This is a genomic window from Lentzea sp. NPDC006480, from assembly GCF_040611995.1.
Classification (GTDB): domain Bacteria; phylum Actinomycetota; class Actinomycetes; order Mycobacteriales; family Pseudonocardiaceae; genus Lentzea.
This window is the reverse complement of record NZ_JBEXPJ010000039.1, coordinates 46070-64525: the sequence shown is the minus strand read 5'-3', so window position 1 is coordinate 64525 and position 18456 is coordinate 46070. Positions and strand designations below refer to the sequence as shown.

20 protein-coding genes are annotated in these 18456 nt (G+C 69.7%); 7 read left to right on the top strand and 13 right to left on the bottom strand.

The features are described 5' to 3' along the window. The 3 genes from ABZX92_RS18085 to ABZX92_RS18075 form a co-directional block, all read right to left on the bottom strand. On the bottom strand, window positions 1-444 hold a 444-nt coding region (locus tag ABZX92_RS18085), incomplete at its 3' end, for a class I SAM-dependent methyltransferase (RefSeq protein WP_355560178.1). Between the two features lie 35 nt (window positions 445-479). After that, window positions 480-1577, bottom strand: coding sequence for a glycosyltransferase (locus ABZX92_RS18080; RefSeq protein ID WP_355560176.1), 1098 nt, complete (start codon window positions 1575-1577; stop codon window positions 480-482). Continuing rightward, window positions 1574-2647 (bottom strand): glycosyltransferase family 1 protein, encoded by a 1074-nt coding sequence (locus ABZX92_RS18075; RefSeq protein WP_355560174.1) that lies wholly within the window; start codon window positions 2645-2647, stop codon window positions 1574-1576. Before ABZX92_RS18075 ends, ABZX92_RS18080 begins: the two co-directional genes overlap by 4 nt. Window positions 2648-2792: 145 nt before the next feature. On the opposite strand from ABZX92_RS18075, the gene ABZX92_RS18070 reads away from it, so the two are divergent. Beyond that, window positions 2793-3626 (top strand): inositol monophosphatase, encoded by an 834-nt coding sequence (locus ABZX92_RS18070; protein ID WP_355560172.1) that lies wholly within the window; start codon window positions 2793-2795, stop codon window positions 3624-3626. On the opposite strand, the gene ABZX92_RS18065 is transcribed toward ABZX92_RS18070, so the two are convergent. The 7 genes from ABZX92_RS18065 to ABZX92_RS18035 are packed head-to-tail and all read right to left on the bottom strand — an operon-like array spanning window position 3611 to window position 8296. Then, window positions 3611-4228, bottom strand: a complete 618-nt coding sequence (locus ABZX92_RS18065) for a hypothetical protein (RefSeq protein ID WP_355560169.1) — start codon at window positions 4226-4228, stop codon at window positions 3611-3613. The genes ABZX92_RS18070 and ABZX92_RS18065 overlap by 16 nt on opposite strands. Before the next feature lie 43 nt (window positions 4229-4271). Continuing rightward, a complete protein-coding gene (gene paaE / locus ABZX92_RS18060; protein ID WP_355560166.1) occupies window positions 4272-5312 on the bottom strand; it encodes a 1,2-phenylacetyl-CoA epoxidase subunit PaaE in 1041 nt (346 codons plus the stop codon). Window position 5313: 1 nt separating this feature from the next. Beyond that, window positions 5314-5805: a 1,2-phenylacetyl-CoA epoxidase subunit PaaD gene (gene paaD, locus ABZX92_RS18055; protein WP_355560163.1), complete on the bottom strand. Its 492-nt coding sequence runs from the start codon at window positions 5803-5805 to the stop codon at window positions 5314-5316. After that, window positions 5802-6686 carry a 1,2-phenylacetyl-CoA epoxidase subunit PaaC gene (paaC, locus tag ABZX92_RS18050; RefSeq protein WP_355560160.1) on the bottom strand — a complete coding sequence of 295 codons (885 nt, stop codon included), beginning with the start codon at window positions 6684-6686 and terminating at the stop codon, window positions 5802-5804. Before paaC ends, paaD begins: the two co-directional genes overlap by 4 nt. After that, window positions 6683-6967, bottom strand: a complete 285-nt coding sequence (gene paaB, locus ABZX92_RS18045; protein ID WP_355560158.1) for a 1,2-phenylacetyl-CoA epoxidase subunit PaaB — start codon at window positions 6965-6967, stop codon at window positions 6683-6685. The genes paaC and paaB overlap by 4 nt, the downstream gene beginning before the upstream one ends. Further along, entirely contained in the window at window positions 6964-7902 is a 939-nt protein-coding gene (paaA, locus tag ABZX92_RS18040) for a 1,2-phenylacetyl-CoA epoxidase subunit PaaA (RefSeq protein WP_355560155.1), read from the bottom strand. The genes paaB and paaA overlap by 4 nt, the downstream gene beginning before the upstream one ends. 10 nt (window positions 7903-7912) lie before the next feature. Then, window positions 7913-8296, bottom strand: coding sequence for a DUF3592 domain-containing protein (locus tag ABZX92_RS18035; protein ID WP_355560152.1), 384 nt, complete (start codon window positions 8294-8296; stop codon window positions 7913-7915). A gap of 126 nt (window positions 8297-8422) precedes the next feature. On the opposite strand from ABZX92_RS18035, the gene ABZX92_RS18030 reads away from it, so the two are divergent. Next, on the top strand, window positions 8423-9655 hold the full coding sequence (locus ABZX92_RS18030) for an isochorismate synthase (protein WP_355560149.1): 1233 nt from the start codon (window positions 8423-8425) through the stop codon (window positions 9653-9655). Here ABZX92_RS18030 and ABZX92_RS18025 read toward each other — a convergent pair. The 3 genes from ABZX92_RS18025 to menD all read right to left on the bottom strand — a co-directional run bounded on the left by ABZX92_RS18025 (window position 9652) and on the right by menD (window position 13454). After that, window positions 9652-10191: a GrpB family protein gene (locus ABZX92_RS18025; RefSeq protein ID WP_355560146.1), complete on the bottom strand. Its 540-nt coding sequence runs from the start codon at window positions 10189-10191 to the stop codon at window positions 9652-9654. The two genes, ABZX92_RS18030 and ABZX92_RS18025, sit on opposite strands and share 4 nt — an antisense overlap. A gap of 116 nt (window positions 10192-10307) precedes the next feature. Then, the gene (locus tag ABZX92_RS18020) at window positions 10308-11828 is read right to left on the bottom strand and encodes a M1 family metallopeptidase (RefSeq protein WP_355560145.1); all 1521 of its coding nucleotides are present in this window, start codon (window positions 11826-11828) and stop codon (window positions 10308-10310) included. Window positions 11829-11882: 54 nt separating this feature from the next. Further along, complete coding sequence (menD, locus tag ABZX92_RS18015) at window positions 11883-13454, bottom strand: 2-succinyl-5-enolpyruvyl-6-hydroxy-3-cyclohexene-1-carboxylic-acid synthase (RefSeq protein ID WP_355560143.1); 1572 nt, start codon at window positions 13452-13454, stop codon at window positions 11883-11885. A gap of 54 nt (window positions 13455-13508) precedes the next feature. On the opposite strand from menD, the gene ABZX92_RS18010 reads away from it, so the two are divergent. The 5 genes from ABZX92_RS18010 (at window position 13509) to ABZX92_RS17990 (ending at window position 18455) form a co-directional block, all read left to right on the top strand. Continuing rightward, window positions 13509-14414, top strand: coding sequence for a hypothetical protein (locus tag ABZX92_RS18010; protein WP_355560140.1), 906 nt, complete (start codon window positions 13509-13511; stop codon window positions 14412-14414). Between the two features lie 11 nt (window positions 14415-14425). Beyond that, window positions 14426-15328 carry a 1,4-dihydroxy-2-naphthoyl-CoA synthase gene (locus ABZX92_RS18005; protein ID WP_355560138.1) on the top strand — a complete coding sequence of 301 codons (903 nt, stop codon included), beginning with the start codon at window positions 14426-14428 and terminating at the stop codon, window positions 15326-15328. Window positions 15329-15338: 10 nt separating this feature from the next. Further along, on the top strand, window positions 15339-16370 hold the full coding sequence (gene menE / locus ABZX92_RS18000; protein ID WP_355560135.1) for an o-succinylbenzoate--CoA ligase: 1032 nt from the start codon (window positions 15339-15341) through the stop codon (window positions 16368-16370). A gap of 77 nt (window positions 16371-16447) precedes the next feature. Next, complete coding sequence (locus ABZX92_RS17995; RefSeq protein WP_355560132.1) at window positions 16448-17536, top strand: hypothetical protein; 1089 nt, start codon at window positions 16448-16450, stop codon at window positions 17534-17536. 46 nt (window positions 17537-17582) lie between these two features. Beyond that, complete coding sequence (locus tag ABZX92_RS17990; RefSeq protein ID WP_355560130.1) at window positions 17583-18455, top strand: 1,4-dihydroxy-2-naphthoate polyprenyltransferase; 873 nt, start codon at window positions 17583-17585, stop codon at window positions 18453-18455. The last annotated feature ends 1 nt before the right edge of the window (window position 18456 follow it).

Below are 18456 nucleotides of genomic sequence, written 5' to 3'. Positions count from 1 at the left end.
GTACCTGGAGCACGTGCCGGGCTCGTTCGCGCGCCTCGGCGTGTGGAACGGCCAGGAGAAGCAGCGCGACCTGCACCAGCCGACGTTCGACCTGGGTGATCTGACGGCGTCGAAGGAGTTGTCCTTGAACGGCAGCCGCAGCGCGTCCGCGGCTACCTTCGGGACGCGGCGGTGGGCGCCACCCGCGAGCATGCCGACGGAGAAGTCGGCGGCGACGCACCAGGCACCCGACTCGGCGTACTGGACCGTGGAGACCGCGGTGCCGGCGGCGAGGTCGAGGATCTTCTCGCCGGGGCGCGCGTCGAGCACGCGGCGGCTCCACTCCCGCCAGCGGCGGTCGAAGCCCAGCGTCATGACCGAGTTCGTGCGGTCGTAGCCCTTGGCCACGCCGTCGAACATCTCGGCGACCTCGCGGGGGTTCTTGTCCAAGCCGGCTCGCGACATGTCTAGAGCCTAGGTCAGCATCCCTGAGATCATCTTCAGGGCACCTTCAGGGCGCCCAGCATGCCGTCGACCGCAGCCTGCCACGGGTACTCCTCCGCGCGGGCCCTGGCGGCCTCCCGCGAGCCGCTCGCGAGCAGCCGCTGGGCCGCGAACGCGAACGCCGCCGCGTGGTCGTCGACCGCCGCGCCGCACGCCGGCTGGACGATCTCCTTGAGCGCGCTGCTCTGGCTCACGACGACCGGGGTGCCGCTGGCGAGGGCCTCCAGGGCCGCCAGTCCGAACGTCTCGTGCGGGCCCGGCGCGAGCGAGAGGTCGGCCGACGCGAGCAGCGAGGCAACGTCCAGACGCGACTTCACGAAGCCCAGGAACGTCACCGGCAGGCCGTGCGCGCGCTTCTCCAGAGACGTGCGGCGCGGGCCGTCGCCGGCGATCACCAGCCGTGCCGAGTGGCCCTGCTCGTGCAGTTCGGCGAGCGTGTCCACCGACCGTTCGACGTGCTTCTCGGGCGAGAGCCGGCCACAGTGGACGAGCAGGTTCTCCTTGCCCTGCAGGAGATCCTTGCGCAGGTCGGCGGAGTGGCGGCTCGGCGTGAACGTGGCCAGGTCGACACCCAGCGGCACCTGCAGCACGTTGCGGGCACCGATGCGGTCGAACTCCTCGCGCGCGAACGCCGTCGTGCAGACCACCGTGTCGTAGGAGGCGGCCATGCGGCCGTTGGCCCAGTCGGCGCCGCGCACCGCGGGACCTTCCGGCAGCACGAACTGCAGGAGCCGGTCGAGGCGTTCGTGGGAGATCACGACGTTCGGGATGCCGCGCTCGCTCGCCCACGCGCCCATGCCGCGCAACGTCAGCCGGTCCGAGACCTCCAGCCGGTCCGGCTTGAGGTGTTCCATCAGCGCCTTGACCCGCCACGGGTCCACGACGCGGTAGCCACCGGTGTACGGGATCTTCGCGGCCGGCAGCGTGATCCGCCGGACACCGCCCGGCAGGACCTCGTCGGCGCGGCGATCTCCCGGCACCACCAGCACCACCTCGTGGCCCGACTGCACGTAGCCGGTGCCGAGGTGGTGCAGTGCCGTGCGGAGGCCGCCCGACTTCGGTCCGTAGAAGTTGGCTAGCTGAACGATCCTCAAGCGGCCGCCTGGTGAGTTAGTCCGATCACCGCAGCGTAGTGGCCCATCAGCTCGTCGCAGATCGCAGGCCAGGTGCGGGACAGCACCGACTTGCGGGCGGCGAGCCCGAACCTCTTGCGCCGCAGCGGGTCGCGCAGCAGTTCGACGTACCGCGCGATGTCGTCCTCGAACAGGTACCCGGTCCGGCCGTGCGCAACCAGGTCACGCGGGCCGCCGGCGTTCGGCGCGAGCACCGGCAGGCCGGTCGCGAGCGCCTCCTGGACGGCCTGGCAGAACGTCTCGTGCGGTCCGGTGTGGATGAAGACGTCGAGCGACGCGTAGGCCTCGGCGAGCGCCTCACCCGTGCGGAACCCGAGGAACTCCGCGTTCGGCAGGTCGCGTTCGAGCTGCTCGCGGTCCGGTCCGTCGCCGACGATCCGGAGCTTCACGCCGGGCAGGTCGTGCAGCTCCTTGAGCCGGTGCACCTGCTTCTCCGGAGCGAGACGGCCGACGAAGCCCACGGTGAGCTCGTCGTTCTGCTTGCTGCGAGGGCGGAAGAGGTCGATGTCGACGCCACGCCCCCACCGGTGCACGCGCGGCACCCCGTGCTGCTCCAGCGCCTCGACCGCCGAGCTGGACGGCGCCAGCGTGCGGTCGGCCAGCGTGTGCAACCGCTTCGTCCACCGCCACGCCGCCCGTTTGGTCAGCCCGAGGCCGTAACTGCCGGCGAACCCGGCGACGTCGGTCTGGTAGACGGCGACGGTCGGCACGTCGATCTTGCGCGCGGCTCTCAGCCCGTACGCGCCCAGCACGAACGGCGAGGCGAGGTGCACGACGTCGGGCTGGAAGTCAGCCAACGCGTGCAACACCTTCGGGGTCGGCACCCCGATGGGCAGGCTGGTCACCATGGGCACGTCGACGGCGGAGACTCTGACGACGGGCGTGCCGTGGTGTTCGCCCGCGCCGGCACCCGGCGCGACCACCATCGCCTGGTGGCCGTTTCGCCGCAGGTGTTCCAGCACACGGAGAACGGAGTTGGTCACCCCGTTCACCTGGGGCAGGAAGCTCTCGGTCACGATCGCTACGCGCACAAGAGACACCTTGTAGTGCGCGTGTGAAGTCCGCGTGACACGAAATTTGACGCGGTCAGAACACCTCACGTCGTGGCCAGGTGATCGTCGATTGGTCATCTTCGATTCGGTTGCCGGTCACCCGACGCGGTGAAACTAGGCCAGCATGACCGTCTTGTCGTCCCGACCCGCGCACCCGGTGGACCCCGGCCTGGTGTCAATAGCGCTGGAAGTGGCTGGTCGTCTGGCGAACGACGCCTCGGACGTCATCATGGCCACCGCCGGTCGCGGCGTGCGTCCGGACTCCGACGAGTCGCCGTTCGACTGGGTGACCGACACCGACCGCACCCTCGAACGCCACACCAGGCGCGTCCTGACCGCGGAGTTCCCCTCGATTCCGGTCTTTTGTGAGAATTCTGACGTCGACGTTCCCGGCGACTCCGAGTTCCGCTGGGTGGTCGACCCGGTCGACGGCACCGCCAACTACACCGCGGGCATGCCGTGGTGCGCGTACAGCCTGGCTCTCGTGGACCGCTGGGGCCCGGTCGTCGGCGTCGTCGCGGACCCTTACCGCGCGCAGATCTACGCCGCAGCGCGAGGCCGGGGCATGCGGGCGAACGGCACGCCGGTGCGACTCACTGAGCGTCAGGGCGATTCGCTCGTGGTGTGCACGGAGATGACTCGAACGGGTCCGTGGGCCGGAATGGGTGAATTCATCTCCACGGCGGCCATCGCGGGCACCGGAGTCCGGGTGCTGGGATCGAAATGCCTGGCCGTGGCACAGGTGGCTCTTGGTCACGTCGCTGCCGCCGTCCTGCACGGCTATCACGAGTGGGACGTGGCCGGCGCGGTGTCTTTGGCCGTGGAGTCCGGCGCCGTGGTGTTGGACAGACGCGGTGCTGGGGCTCAGCTGCCTGCGGACGGGTTGCTGGTGGCCGCTCCGGACGTGGCCGACGAGGTGCTGGGCTGGTGGCAGTCCGCGCTTCAGGTCGACAGCTGAGGAAGCTGCTTCTCGAGCACTTCGAGGTGGGTGCGCGCCGCGTCCAGCTCCGGGTGGTCGAACATCTGCAGCGCGACCCTGCCGACCTCGTTCTCGAACTGCTGGAAGTCGTGCGCGGCCTTGAGCAGCCGCTGGTACACCGGGTGCTGCCGGTCGACCGCGCCCAGTGCCCTGCCGAGCTGCGCGATGCCCCTGACGTCGTCGAGCTCCTTGGTGAGCTGCTCGCTGATCCTCTGGAGCCAGTCCCTCGCCGGTGACTTCGGCACCGTCTGCACGGCCGCGGCAACTCGTCTCGTCGACTCGGCGCAGCGCTCGACCAGTTCGGACCACATGTCGTAGGGCTGCTGCGGGATCGGCGGGTAGGCGACCGCGGGCACGGCCGGGCGCTGGAGCGAGCGGCGGATGAGGCCGACCACTGTGCCGACGACCACGCCGGGGACGCCGCCGACTGCGCCCGCTATGAAGAGGATCGCCAAGATCGTCACGACCAGCGAGGACGGGTGGTCGCTCGGCGTGGTCACCTCGACGAGCGTCCCCAGGCCGGCCATGAGCACGATGCCTGTTGCGGCTCCCCAGAGCGCTGAGCGGACGACGACCCCCATGGCCGTTGATCGTGCCACGTTCACCGGCAGTTCGTCGGGAAACTCAGGCGTCGAAGTCGACCGTCACGCATTCGCTGGTCGGCAGCGCCTGACAGGTCAGCACGAATCCGGCCGCCACCTCGGACTCGTCGAGCGCGTAGTTGCGGCGCATCTCGACCGTGCCGTCGGTGACCAACGCGCGGCACGTGCCGCACACCCCGCCCTTGCAGGCGAAGGGCAGATCCGCGCGGACCCGTTGGGCGGCGTCCAGGATCGGCTCGTCGGCCGGCAGCGGCAGAGTGGTCGACTTGCCGTCCAGGATCACCGTCACGGAAGCGGCTGAGTCCACCACGGCCTCGACCCGGCGGGGCGGAGGCGGGGGCTCGTCGACGTAGAAGAGCTCGTGGTGCACGCGGTCGGTCGGCACGCCGCGGTCACGCAGCACCGAGGTCGCGTCCTGGACCATCTCGTACGGGCCGCACAGCCACCACTCGTCGATGCCGTCGAACGGGACGACGGCGTCGAACAGGGCCGTGAGCTTCTCCGCGTTCAGGCGGCCCGAGAAGAGCTCGACGTCGCGGGGTTCTCGGGACAGGACGTGGATCAGCTGGAACGTGGCCGGGTAGCGGTCCTTCAGGTCGGCCAGCTCGTCGGCGAACATCACCGTGTCGGTGCGGCGGTTGCCGTAGAGCAGGGTGACGCGGGCGCCGGTGGCGAGGACCGTGGCGGCGATCGACAGGGCCGGGGTGATGCCGGAGCCCGCCACGACGAATCCGTGGTGGGTGCCGGCGCCGGTCGGGCTGAACTTGCCCAGCGGGGGCAGGACTTCCACGACGTCGCCGGGGGAAACGCGGTCCACCAGCCAGGTGGAGAACAGGCCGTCGTCGACGCGGCGCACGCCGATGCGCGGGGCGGCACCGGCCGGGGCGCAGATCGAGTACGAGCGGCGTTCGTCGCCCTGGCGCAGGGTCAGGTACTGGCCCGCGGCGAAGGCGAACTCGTCAGCCACATCAGCGGGCACGTCGAAGGTGACGGCCACGGCGTCGTCGCAGAGGCGGTCGACGCTGGCGACGGTGAGCTTGTGGAAAGCAGCGCGGCGCGACAACTCAGATCTCCTTGACGTGCTCGAACGGTTCGGCGCAGGTGTTGCAGCGGCGCAGGGCCTTGCACGCCGTGGAGCCGAACCGGGAAATCTCCTGGGTGTTCAGCGAGCCGCACTGCGGGCAGGCGACCTGGCGGGACGGCGGCACGAGGTTCAGCGGCACCGGGCCCACGGCGGCAGGGCCGATTCGCGCTGGAGGCGCGATGCCTGCGGCGGCCAGCTTCGAACGGCCCTCGGAGCTGATCCAGTCGGTCGTCCAGGCCGGGGAGAGCGAGAGCCGCACCTCGACCTCGTCGTAGCCCGCGTTCCGCAGAGACCGGCGCAGGTCCGCGCCCATTTCGTCGATCGCGGGGCAGCCCGAGTAGGTCGGCGTGATGGTGACCACGACGCGACCGTCCTCTTCGGACACCTCGCGCAGCACGCCGAGGTCGGCCAGCGTGAGAACCGGGAGCTCCGGGTCCCGCACGGCCGACGCGACCTCCAGTGCCGTCGTCACCAGACCGCTCCCGGCAGCGACCGGTGCAGGTGCTGCATCTCGGCGAGCAGGAAGCCCATGGCCTCGGTGTGCACGCCGTCGCGGCCGGCCATCCCGGCCACCCGAGCGGCCTTCGAATCCGCCGGACGCGTGAGTCCGGCAGCCGGCAGCACCGCCTCCAGCACACCGTCCACTTCGGACCGCAGCGAAGCCGGATCAACGGCGACGCCGGCCAGGCGAGCTTCCACGGCGTGCGTGGCGAACAGCTCGTCGACGAACGGCCACACCCGCTCCAAGCCCGCCTGCATGCGGCGGTGCGACTCGTCGGTGCCGTCACCGAGCCGGACGGTCCACTGCGCGGCGTGGTCGCGGTGGTACGCCAGCTCCTTCAGGCCCTTCGCGGCCACGGCGGCGAGCACCGGGTCGGCTGAGCCCCGCAACCGGGAGAACAGCGCCAGCCGCCACGACGAGAACACCAGCAGCCGCGCGATGGTCGTGGCGAAGTCGCCACCAGGGCCTGGGCCGCAGTCGATCTCGGCCAGGTGCACGTTGCGGAACTCGCGTTCGTCGCGCAGGTACGCCAGCGCGTCCTCGTCGCGGTCGAGCACCTCACCGGCGCGCGTCAGCAGCATGCGGGCCTGTCCGAGCAGGTCCAGAGCGATGTTGGCGAGCGCGATGTCCTCTTCGAGCTCAGGAGCGCGCGAGCACCACTCCGACAGCCGCTGCGAGAAGATCAACGCGTCGTCGCCGAGCATCAGGCAGTAGGCGGCGATGTCCGCGCGGTCCACGCCCGCCGGGAACTCGCGGTTCACGCCGACGAGAGCGTCCGAGAACCCGGTCCCGAAGGCCCAGTGCGAGTCCTCGTGCCCCAGCAGCGACTCGTAAGCGTTGTCGAAGCTCATAGGTGCGGCACGTCCTCGGGAATCGAGTAGAACGTCGGGTGCCGGTAGACCTTGTCCCCGGCCGGCGCGAAGAACGGGTCCTTCTCGTCCGGCGAGGAGGCCGTGATCGAGGCCGCGGGCACCACCCAGATCGACACGCCCTCGTTGCGGCGCGTGTAGACGTCACGCGCGTTGCGCAGCGCCATCTCCGCGTCCGGCGCGTGCAGCGAACCGACGTGCACGTGGTTCAGGCCGCGCTTGCCCCGCACGAACACTTCCCACAGCGGCCAAGACGTGCTCACGCGGCACCTTCCTTACGTGCGTGCTTCTGAGCGTGTGCGGCAGCGGCCTCGCGCACCCAGGAACCGTCCTCGTGCGCCTTGCGGCGGTGGGCGATGCGCTGCTCGTTGCAGACACCGCCACCCTTGACGACCTGCCAGAACTCGTCCCAGTCCGGCGTGCCGAAGTCGTACTGCCCGCGCTCCTCGTTCCACTTCAGGTCGGGGTCCGGGAACGTGACGCCCAAGGCCTGAGCCTGCGGCATGCTCATGTTCACGAACTTCTGCCGCAGCTCGTCGTTGGTGTCGCGCTTGATCCGCCACGCCATCGACTGCTCGGTGTTCGTCGACTCGGAGTCCGGCGGGCCGAACATCATCAGCGCCGGCCACCACCAGCGGTTCACCGAGTCCTGCACCATGTCCCGCTGCTGCTGAGTGCCGCGCATCATCGTCATGAGCAGCTCGTAGCCCTGACGCTGGTGGAACGACTCTTCCTTGCAGATGCGGATCATGGCGCGCGCGTACGGCCCGTAGGAGGTGCGGCACAACGGCACCTGGTTGCAGATCGCGGCGCCGTCGACGAGCCAGCCGATCACGCCGACGTCGGCGAACGTCAGCGTCGGGTAGTTGAAGATCGAGGAGTACTTCTGGCGGCCCTCGATGAGCTTGGTCGTCAGGTCCTCGCGGTCGGCGCCGAGCGTCTCGGTCGCCGAGTACAGGTACAGGCCGTGCCCGGCCTCGTCCTGCACCTTCGCCAGCAGGATCGCCTTGCGCCGCAGCGAGGGCGCGCGCGAGATCCAGTTGCCCTCCGGCTGCATCCCGATGATCTCGGAGTGCGCGTGCTGGGCGATCTGCCTGATCAGGGTCTTGCGGTAGCCGTCGGGCATCCAGTCACGCGGCTCGATGCGCGCGTCGGCCTGCACCGTGCGCTCGAAGCGCAGCTCCAGGTCATCCGCCATGCTCCGGATGTTACACCTGAGTGCCGAATCTGCGTAGAACTGTCACAACGACCGCGATGACGAGCCAGACGGCCAAGAGGAACGTGCCCACGGGCAACAGGCTGAGCACCGCGCTGCGCCCCGCGACGCGCGTCAGCTCCGGGTTCGCCTGGTCGTACTCGACCCGCACGTTGTCGCCCACGTTGAGCCCCGACGGGTACAGCACGCCCTGCGACGGGATGATCACGCGGCCGTCCGGTGTGGCGTAGCGCACAACCGTCCTGTTGAAGGCCACGGAGTCGACCTGCGCGACCGCCTGCCCGAGGTGCCGCTCGATGGCCATGTCGTCCCGCCAGCAAGCGAGCGGCAGCAGCACGCACATGAGCGTCACCACCCCGCCGACCACGAGCAACACGCGACTCACCACACGGCGGACACGCACACCTAGCGCCGGCTTGGTCACTGCGTTGTCCACCACAACTGAGAAGTCTAGAGCCGGGCGGGTGCCGCGCTTTCAGGTTCATATCCATACAGTCGGAGCGTGACCTCTGCACCGACATCACGAGCACGGCAGCGGATCCGCGTCCGGACGAGCCGGGCCACCGCCGGTGACCTGCTCGGATTGCTGCCAGACCCGGAGCACGCGCTCGCCTGGGTGCGCGACGGGTCCGGGCTGGTCGGCTGGGGCGAGGCCGCGCGGCTCGAGGTCAGCGGTCCAGACCGTTTCGCGCAGGCCGACAAGTGGTGGCGCGAGTTCTGCGCGCACCTCGACGTGGACGACGCGCTGGGCGTACCCGGCAGCGGCCCCGTCGCCTTCATCTCGATGGCCTTCGCGGACTCGCCCGGGGACTCGGTGCTGATCGTCCCCGAGGTCGTGGTCGGCCGCCGCAACGGCGAGCAGTGGATCACCACGATCGGCGCCGCGGACACCACACCCGACGTCACCCCGCTGTCCCGCCCGTCCGGGATCCGCTACTCGAACGGTCAGCTGCCGGTCACGCAGTACCGCGAGGCCGTGCGGTCCGCCGTTGCCCGGATGCGTGGTGGTGAGCTGGACAAGGTGGTGCTCGCCCACGACCTGGTGGCTTCCACGGATCGGCGCCTGGACCAGCGGTTCGTGCTGCAGGGGTTGGCCCGGCGGTATCCGGAGTGCTGGGCGTACGCGGTGGACGGCCTGGTGGGCGCGACGCCGGAGTTGCTGCTGCGCCGGACCGGGTCGGTCGTGGACTCGCGGGTGCTGGCCGGGACGACCTGGCCGCACGACGGGGTTTCGGACGAGGAGCTCGCTGCCGCGTTGATGTCGTCGGAGAAGAACCTCGAAGAGCACGACTACGCCATCACGTCGCTCGCGGACACGTTGCGGCCCTTTTGCACAACGATGTCAGTCGAGGGCCCTTCGGTTCTGCGGCTGCCCAACGTGTCGCACCTGTCTTCTGACGTGATCGGCACCCTTGAGTCGTCGGTGTCGTTGCTGCACCTCGGGGAGGCTGTGCACCCGACGGCCGCCGTGGGTGGGACGCCCCGGCTGGACGCGACGACGTTGATCTCGCAGCTGGAAGGCATGGACCGCGGCCGGTACGCGGGACCCGTCGGGTGGATCGACGGGAACGGGGACGGCGAGCTCGGGATCGCGTTGCGGTGCGCGCAGATCACCGGGTCGACGGCGCGGCTGTTCGCGGGGTGCGGGCTGGTGGCGGACTCGGATCCGGACATCGAGGTGCAGGAGGCGCACGCCAAGATGCGGCCGATGCGCGAGGCCCTGGAAGGCCTCTAGGGGTTCAGAACGCTTGCGATGAAGGCTGCCTTGCCTTCGGTGTAAGCCTCGCGGTCGTGTCCGCTGCGCTCGGACAGGTCGCGCTTCAGGTTCTCGTACTGGTGCGCGAGGTCCTGGCCGGCGCGGAGGGCGTCGCGGAAGCGGATCTGGTCGGCCCACCGCGGGTGGCCTGCCTGGATCAGGTGCAGGTGGGCTTCGCGGCGCTGTCCTGACTGGTCGGGCTTGACGAAGAAGCGGCGCCAGGGACGCTGGTCCAGCTCCGGAGGCACGTACGCCCAGCCGTTGGCGATCAGGCGATCGGACGCTCGCGCTGCGACGGTGTCCAGATCGGTCACGGAGGCCTGGAGGTCCACGATCGGCTTCGCGGCGAGGCCGGGTACCGAGGTCGAGCCGACGTGCTCGACTCCGTCGACCAGCCACGGTGCGAGCAGGCTCTTCAGGTGGTCGCGCTCAGCCGCTGCCCGGACCGTCCAGCGAGGGTCGTGCGGACGAACTTCCGCCCGCTCGTACGCCCAGGCAGGCGCTTCCTCGCTCATCCAGCCCACCCGTTTTCGGTCCGGAACGCGCTGACGCAGGGGTCCCCCCTTGCTGGGAACCCCTGCGTCATAACGTACTCAGCAGGTCTGACAGTCAGGCGCGGTCAGACGAGCGGTTACTTGTGCGCGTCCAGCAGCTCGTGCGTCAGCTGGATCTTGGCGCGCGACTTCGGCTCAGCCGCCTTGGCCGGAGCAGAGGCCACGGACAGCGACTTGGCGGAGACGTCAGCGGTGCGGCCCGGAGCCTCGGCCGGCTTGCCCTTGGTGAAGAGCCACGTCTGGAACAGCTGGTCCAGCTGCTGGCCCGACACCCGCTCGGCCACCGCGATGAACTCCTCGATCGTGGCGTCGGAGTACTTCTTCTCCGCCGTCCACGTCTTCAGGATCTCGAAGAACTTCGCGTCACCCACGGCCACGCGCAGGGCGTGCAGGGTCAGGGCACCGCGGTCGTACACGGCGCCGTCGAACACCTTGTCGGCGCCGGGGTCGCCGGGCAGGACCTGCCAGAACGGGTCGTCGGCCGGGTACAGGTCGTAGGTGAAGTCGGCGTTCTCCTGGGCCGTGCCCTCACCGATGTGCTCGGACCAGAGGAACTCCATGTACGACGCGAAGCCCTCGTTCAGCCAGATGTCTCGCCAGTGGTGGACCGACGTCGAGTCGCCGAACCACTGGTGGCCGAGCTCGTGGGCGATGACGTAGGTGTTGGCACCGCGGCGGAAGAAGGCCGTGTCGTAGTTCGGGCGGGTCTGGTTCTCCAGCGCGTAGCCCAGGCCAGGGGTGGCGACGCCGCCCTGCGCCTCGAACGGGTACGGGCCGACGTTCTCCGCGAGGAACTCGATGACCTCGGGGGTGCGCTCGATGCTGGCCTTGGCGGCGTCGGCGTTCTCGCCGAGGCGCTCGGAGTACGCGTTGTACACCGGCTGGCCGTTCGGTGCCGTGGACTGGCGGATCTCGAACTGGCCGATCGTCAGGAACGTCAGGTAGGTCGCCTGCGGCTTGGTGCTGCGCCAGTTCCAGCGCGTGTAGCCGTTGATCTGGCGGGTCTGGCCGACGAAGGTGCCGTTCGAGATCGCCTCGACGCCGTTCGGCACGGCGACGTTGACGTCGAAGGTGGCCTTGTCGGTCGGGTGGTCGTTGGACGGGAACCACCAGGAGGCGATCTCCGGCTCACCGATGGCCAGGGCGCCGTCGGGAGTCTTGGTCCACGCCGTGAAGCCGTTGCGGTCCTTCACCGTGGAGGGCGAGTCCGCGTAGGTGACGACGATCGTCAGGTCCTGGCCCTTGCGCACGCCGCCGCGCGGGGTGAGGGTCAGCTCGCCGTTGTCGGAGACGAACGTGGACGGCACGTTGTTCACCCGGACCGACTTCACCTTGAGCAGGAAGTCGAGGTTGAACTGCGTGAGGTCCTCGGTCGCCTTGGCGAGGATCGTCGTGGTGCCCGACAGCTGGTCGCCGTTCGGGTTGTAGTTGAGCCTGATGTCGTAGTGGGAGACGTCGTATCCGCCGTTGCCGTACGTCGGGTAGTACGGGTCGCCGGCACCGGGTGCACCCGGAGACGCCGCCAGCGCCGTCCCCGCGAAGAGCGTCATCGCGGCCGCGGACGCCACCGCGGCCGTCGCCTTGGATCTGATCGACATGCGCGGGACGCTATCCACAGCTCGGGGTGCGAACCACCGACTTACGTAGGTTTCCTACCTGCTGAAAATGGTTGACACAGTCGACTTGAGACGTTGGTGCAACGCGCGCAGTTCGTCTCTTTTTGCCTGCACTTCCACCACTTGGAGGCCTTTTGGCCGCGCAAGTGCGCTACGGAACTCCTCCGGCCCGTCCACTGTGGAGTGCGGAATTCGGTAGCCCGCGCACAAAGCGGCCAAATCCGTCCCGTGCGGGGTGCCGAATATCCTTTCGAAACTTCGGCTGTGCTCGGGTGCTCCCTGTTCCAGCAATGAAAAGATCCCGCCGCCGTCGTCGTTGAGGACGACGATCGTGAGGTCCGGCCGGTGGTCGGCCAGCAGGCCGTTGCTGTCGTGCAGGAACGTCAGGTCGCCCATCAGCGCATATGCCGGACCGTCGTGAACCACAGCGAGCCCGATGGCCGTGGACACGCTGCCATCGATGCCCGCCGCACCCCGGTTCGCGTGGATCGTGATGTCCGAACGGCGCTCGCCCGCGTGGTCGACGTCGCGGATCGGGTTCGACGAGCCGACGAACACCAACGCACCCGATGGCACCGCCTGCGTGAGGTCGCGCGCAACGTGCAGACCGGTCGGCCACGGTTCAGCGTCCAGCAGGTCGTCCACGGCCTCGCTGACGCTCTTCACCGCGCTCTGCCACGCCTGCAGCCACTCCCCGTCGTGCTCCGCCGGTTCAGGCAGCCAGGTCGAGGCACGCGATGCGGTGAACTGCGTGTCCGGCCACTGCGCCTGGTCACCGACGGCGTGCACGATCGCGGTCTGCTTCAGCACCGACTGCTGGCCGCGCGACAACGTCACCCGGCCCACGACGAGCACCGCGTCCGGCCGCAGGTGCGCCGGCAGGCCCGCGCTGAGCAGCAACGAGCCGTGCCGCAGGCCACCGGGTGCGGTCGGCTCGGCGATCACCGGCCAGCCGAGCTGAGAGGCCTTGAGCAACCGCTCCGGGCGGTCGTCCCCGAGCAGCACCAGTGTGCGCGGCGGCAGTTCGGAAGGCCTGGTCTCGACCGTGAACGTGCGGTCCGTCGCGGTCCACGGAGTCCGGTCCGACGACGGCCACGAGGAGTCGTCCGGGGTCAGCGGCGGCCGGAACGGCACGTTGACGTGCACCGGACCGGGAGTCGCGATCGCGCGGCAGACCAACGAGCGCGTGGTGGGCTCGTCGGCGCCCTCCGGCATGTGCAGCGTCGGGATGCCGAGCAGGTCGTGCTGGTTGATCGTCTGGCTGGCCCCGGTGCGGTAGAGGTCGACCGGGCGGTCGGCGGTCAGCGCGATCAACGGGACGTTCGTCAGCTGCGCCTCGACGACCGCGGGGTGCAGGTTCGCGACCGCCGTGCCGCTGGTGCAGGTCACGACCGCGGGCCGGCCCGTCTTCGCGAGGCCCAGCGCCAGGAACCCGCCGCTGCGCTCGTCGATCCGCACGTGCACCGTGAGCAGGCCTTTCTGCTCGGCCTGGTGCAGCGCGAACGACAGCGGGGCGTTGCGCGAACCGGGGCACAGCACGACGTGCCGGACGCCGTTGCGCACCAGCTCGTCGACGATCACCCTCGCGTGCGCACTTGACCCGTTCATCCGTCGATTGTCTCAGTGGCCGTCGCTACGCTGCTGAGAACCAGGGGGTGGGGAATGACCGAAGCGCCTGAACCGCGCAACGAGGTCAGCGGCCAGGTCTCAGGAAACGCGTGGCAGATAGGTCACGTGCACGGTGACCTCAACCACACCGTGCACAACACCAAGCACGCGCCGGCTCAGCCCGAAGAGGCGGAGCTGGACATCTGGCTCGTGCTCGCGGGTGTGCTCGCCGTCGTGAGCGGCCTCTTCCTGATCGGCGGAGCTCTCCTCTACGGGGATCAGCCGCCTCGACTGGTCGGCGTGGGCGTCGTGCTCGACGGCGGCGGCTTGACCGGACCGGCCAGGGGCGCCGCCTGCTGGCTCGGGATCTGGCAGGTGTGGACGGCGTCGGACCTGTTCTCCCGCAAGAAGCAGGTGCGCCGGCGCGATCGGCACCCTGCCCAGATCGCCCTGTGGCTGTCGTACGTCCCGATCTGCCTGGCGCTCGGCACGCCGGCCCAGTGGATCTGGTGCTGCCTCATCTCGACCGCCGCGGCGCTGATCTGCCTGCTGCGCCGTCCACGAGCGCCGCGTCCGGGTCGACGACTGATCGCCGCGGTGGTCGGAGTCATCGCGTTCGTCACGTGGTTCCTGCCCGAGGCGCGCGGCCTCTGGAGCAACGAGGTCGACGCCTCGGTGCTGGGCGCGCTCGCGGGCACGCCGCTGTTGCTCGTGATCATCGCGGTGCCGGTGCACGCCGTGCTGACCGCTCCCGCGGTGAACGCCGGTCGCACGTTGCGCAGCTGGTCGATCTGCCTGCTCCTGAAGCTCGCGGTCACGTGGGTGGTCATGTCGCAGTGGCACGTGCAGGTCCCGGCCGGGTCAACCGTGTTCTCGTCGTTCCTGCCCACCATCGGAGTCGTCGCGATGCTGCTCGCGTCGTCGAGCATCCGGGAGCGGGTCTCAGCGCCGGACGCCTAGAGTCTCGGACCGTGGCAGATCAGGAGCTCTTCGACCCGTCGCTGTGGAAGCCGATTGAGGGCTTCGACTTCACCGACATCACCTACCACCGCGCGCTCGACCAGGGCACGGTCCGCATCGCGTTCAACCGGCCGGAGGTCCGCAACGCGTTCCGGCCGCACACCGTGGACGAGCTGTACCGGGCGCTCGACCACGCGCGGATGTCGTCCGACGTGGGCTGCGTGCTGCTGACCGGCAACGGGCCGGCGCCGAAGGACGGCGTCTGGGCGTTCTGCAGTGGCGGTGACCAGCGGATTCGCGGGCGCAGCGGGTACCAGTACGCGTCCGGTGAGACGGCCGAGACGGTGGACCCGGCGAGGGCGGGGCGGCTGCACATCCTGGAGTGCCAGCGGCTGATCAGGTTCATGCCGAAGGTCGTCATCGCGGTCGTGCCCGGCTGGGCCGCGGGCGGTGGCCACAGCCTGCACGTGGTGTGCGACCTCACGCTCGCCAGCCGGGAGCACGCCAAGTTCAAGCAGACCGACGCGGACGTCGGCTCGTTCGACGGCGGCTACGGCTCGGCGTACCTGGCACGGCAGGTCGGCCAGAAGTTCGCGCGCGAGATCTTCTTCCTCGGCCGCACGTACTCCGCCGAGGACATGTTCAAGATGGGCGCTGTCAACGAGGTCGTGCCGCACGCCGAGCTGGAGACCAGGGCACTGGAGTGGGCCCGCGAGATCAACGGCAAGTCGCCGACCGCCCAGCGGATGCTCAAGTACGCGTTCAACCTGATCGATGACGGTCTGGTGGGACAGCAGATCTTCGCCGGCGAGACGACCCGGCTCGCGTACATGACCGACGAGGCCGTCGAGGGCCGCGACGCGTTCCTGGAGAAGCGCGACCCCGACTGGTCGAACTACCCGTACTACTTCTGAGCGGGATCTGATGCTCGACGAACTGCGCGCGGCGCTCGACGGTGGCGAACCGCTGGTGGACGGCCCGCTCGACGGCTGGGAGAAGCGGGCCGTGCTCGGCGTGCCCACCTCCGGGTCGACGGGCGAGCCGAAGACCGTGCTGCTCGACGCTGCGGCGCTGACGACCTCGGCGGAAGCCACCCACGAGCGGCTCGGCGGCCCCGGCACGTGGCTGCTGGCGTTGCCCACCAGCCACATCGCCGGGGTCCAGGTGCTCGTGCGGTCGATCGTCGCGGGCACCACACCCGGCGTGCTCGACATGTCGAAGGGCTTCCGCGCCATGGGTTTCGCGCAGGCCGCCCGGCCGGTGCTGGCCCAGCCAGGACGCCACTACACCGCCCTGGTGCCGACGCAGCTGTCCCGGCTCGTGGTGACCGAGGGGCCGGGGCTCGAGGCGCTGCGGCAGTTCGACGGCGTGCTGATCGGCGGCGCCGCCACACCGCCGAAGCTGTTGCAGCAGGCGCGCGCCCTCGGCGTGCAGGTCGTCACCACGTACGGCATGAGCGAGACGGCCGGTGGGTGTGTGTACGACGGTGAGCCGCTGCGGGACGTCTCAGTGCGCACGGACGACCTGATCGAGATCAGCGGACCCGTGCTGGCGCTGGGATACCGGGGCACCGCGGAACCGTTCGGCGAGTGGTTCCGCACCGGCGATCTCGGGCGGCTGCGCGACGGGCGGCTGGAGGTGCTGGGCCGCGCGGACGACGTGATCGTCACGGGCGGCGAGAAGGTGCCGCCGATCCTGGTCGAGCGGGCTCTGGCGAACGTCGAGGGCGTCCTGGAGGCGTGTGTCGTCGGGGTGCCGGACGACGAGTGGGGCATGGTCGTCGCGGCCGCCGTGGTGGTGCGCGGTGACGAGCCGGCGCTGGATGCTTTGAAGGCCGCTGTCGTGGACGGCGTGGGCCGCGCCGCCGTGCCGAAACTGGTGCGGTTCGTGTCCGAGCTGCCGTTGCGCGGACCGGGCAAAGTCGACAGAACAGCGGTTCTCGACTCTTTTAGGTGAACCTTTACCGCTGAGGACAACTCTCCCCCGCGAAGCGCGCGGACCCAGCCGCGTGCGCTAGCGATGGGGGTTTTCTCATGCGCTACCTGTTACCGCTGGTCGTCGGCGCCTGCATGGTCGTCGGACTGGCGTCCCCTGCCCAGGCGGCCGGCAACGAGTGGTCCGCCGACCTCGGCTACCAGCTCGTGTCGTGGGGCGGTTCCCCGCGGACGGGCCTGATCGAGCTGGAACCGCACAGACTCGCCCAGCCCGCCAACACGGTCACGGCGGCGGTGACCGGCGACGGCGTGGCCGACGTGCGCGGTCTGCGGCCGGACGGCCAGTGGACCGAGTGGCTGGAGGCGCCGGCCACGTTGCCGGTGACCACGGACACCATCCAGACGCGCGTGGTGCTGAGCAGTGGCAAGGCAGAACGCGTGAAGCTGACGGCGTCGAACAAGCCTGCGGCGGCAGAAGACATTTCCATTGCCGCTGCTGGACGTGCGTACCGCGTGTACGCGACGCGTGAGGGCCTCGTCGGCGGCAACACGGCCAACGGCCACACGATCCGTTCGCGCGACCACTTCGTCGCGTTGCCGTCGCGCCGTGGCTTGGCGCCCAACAACTCCGGCAGCTACAGCGTGCAGGTGTGTGCCTCGAACGGTCGTTGCGAGTGGGCTCCGGTGTGGGACGTCGGCCCGTGGAACACCAAGGACGACTACTGGAACCCGTCCACCACGCGCGAGATGTGGAAGGACCTGCCGCAGGGCAAGCCGGAAGCGCAGGCCGCGTACGAGAACAACTACAACGGCGGCAAGGACCAGTACGGCCGTGAGGTCGCGAACCCGGCCGGCATCGACCTCGCCGACGGCGTGTTCTGGGACGGCCTCAAGCTGACCACCAACTCCTGGGTGACCGTGACGTACCTGTGGACCGGCTCCGGTCCTGTCGGGACGGTCCGCACGGCCGCGGCGAACGGCACGGTGAACGTCCGCAGCGGCGCGAACTCCTCGACGGCGCAGGTGGGTCTGGCCGCGAACTACGCCCAGGTGCGGGTCACCTGCCAGCTGACCGGCGAGTCCGTGACCGGCACGCAGGGCACGTCGAACATCTGGTACCGCGTCGCGTCCGGCAAGCACGTCGCCAAGGCGTACGTGGCCGGTGTGTCCGGAGCGCCCACCTGCTGATAGGCCCGTTGGCGGGTCCTCAGTAGCCATAGCGGAGGATGGAGGCATGGCCTCAGTCGTCCAGTGGATCCAGGGGACCCGCCCGCGCACCCTGCCGAACTCGATCGCGCCCGTGATCGTGGGAGCGGCGGCGGCACACCACATCGACGAGTTCAACGCGCTCTACACCGTGCTCGCCCTGGTGGTCTCGATCGCGCTGCAGATCGGCGTGAACTACGCCAACGACTACTCCGACGGCATCCGCGGCACCGACGACAACCGGGTGGGGCCGTTCCGCCTCACCGGTTCCGGTGCCGCCGAGCCGGCCAAGGTCCGGCTGGCGGCGTTCATCTCGCTCGGTGTCGGCGCGCTCGCGGGAATCGCCCTGGTGGCCCTGTCCGGGCACTGGTGGATGATCGCGTTCGGTGCTGTGTGCATTGCCGGAGCGTGGTTCTACACCGGCGGCAAGCGTCCGTACGGCTACGCGGGACTCGGCGAGATCGCGGTGTTCCTGTTCTTCGGACCGGCCGCGGTGCTGGGCACGCTGTACGTGCAGACCGGTGAGATCACCGGCATCGGCATCGGCGCGTCCATCGCGATGGGGTCGATCTCGGCGGCCGTGCTGGTGGCGAACAACCTGCGCGACATCCCAACGGATGCCGTGTCGGGCAAGCGAACCCTGGCCGTGGTGCTGGGCGACAAGGACACCCGCAGGCTCTACCTCGCGCTGGTGGCGGTGCCGTTCCTGATCGCGCTGGGGATGACCGTGCGGGTGCCGTACGCGTTGCTCGGGTTCCTCGCGGCGCCGATCCTGCTGCCCGCGGTGCGCCGGGTAGCAGCCGGGCGTAGCGGGCGCGACCTGATCCCGGTGCTGCAGTTCACCGGGATCGCGATGCTCGCCTGGGCCGTGCTGGTCAGCGTCGGGTTGTTCCTCGACTGAC

What these genes read in the sequence shown, in the direction of transcription:
- ABZX92_RS18025 (WP_355560146.1), bottom strand. Translation starts at nt 10,191, where the DNA reads ATGAGCGAGGAAGCGCCTGCCTGGGCGTACGAGCGGGCGGAAGTTCGT.
- menE (WP_355560135.1), top strand. Translation starts at nt 15,339, where the DNA reads ATGCTCGACGAACTGCGCGCGGCGCTCGACGGTGGCGAACCGCTGGTG.
- ABZX92_RS17995 (WP_355560132.1), top strand. Translation starts at nt 16,448, where the DNA reads ATGCGCTACCTGTTACCGCTGGTCGTCGGCGCCTGCATGGTCGTCGGA.
- ABZX92_RS18065 (WP_355560169.1), bottom strand. Translation starts at nt 4,228, where the DNA reads ATGGGGGTCGTCGTCCGCTCAGCGCTCTGGGGAGCCGCAACAGGCATC.
- menD (WP_355560143.1), bottom strand. Translation starts at nt 13,454, where the DNA reads ATGAACGGGTCAAGTGCGCACGCGAGGGTGATCGTCGACGAGCTGGTG.
- paaC (WP_355560160.1), bottom strand. Translation starts at nt 6,686, where the DNA reads ATGAGCTTCGACAACGCTTACGAGTCGCTGCTGGGGCACGAGGACTCG.
- ABZX92_RS17990 (WP_355560130.1), top strand. Translation starts at nt 17,583, where the DNA reads ATGGCCTCAGTCGTCCAGTGGATCCAGGGGACCCGCCCGCGCACCCTG.
- paaA (WP_355560155.1), bottom strand. Translation starts at nt 7,902, where the DNA reads ATGGCGGATGACCTGGAGCTGCGCTTCGAGCGCACGGTGCAGGCCGAC.
- ABZX92_RS18070 (WP_355560172.1), top strand. Translation starts at nt 2,793, where the DNA reads ATGACCGTCTTGTCGTCCCGACCCGCGCACCCGGTGGACCCCGGCCTG.
- ABZX92_RS18010 (WP_355560140.1), top strand. Translation starts at nt 13,509, where the DNA reads ATGACCGAAGCGCCTGAACCGCGCAACGAGGTCAGCGGCCAGGTCTCA.
- ABZX92_RS18020 (WP_355560145.1), bottom strand. Translation starts at nt 11,828, where the DNA reads ATGTCGATCAGATCCAAGGCGACGGCCGCGGTGGCGTCCGCGGCCGCG.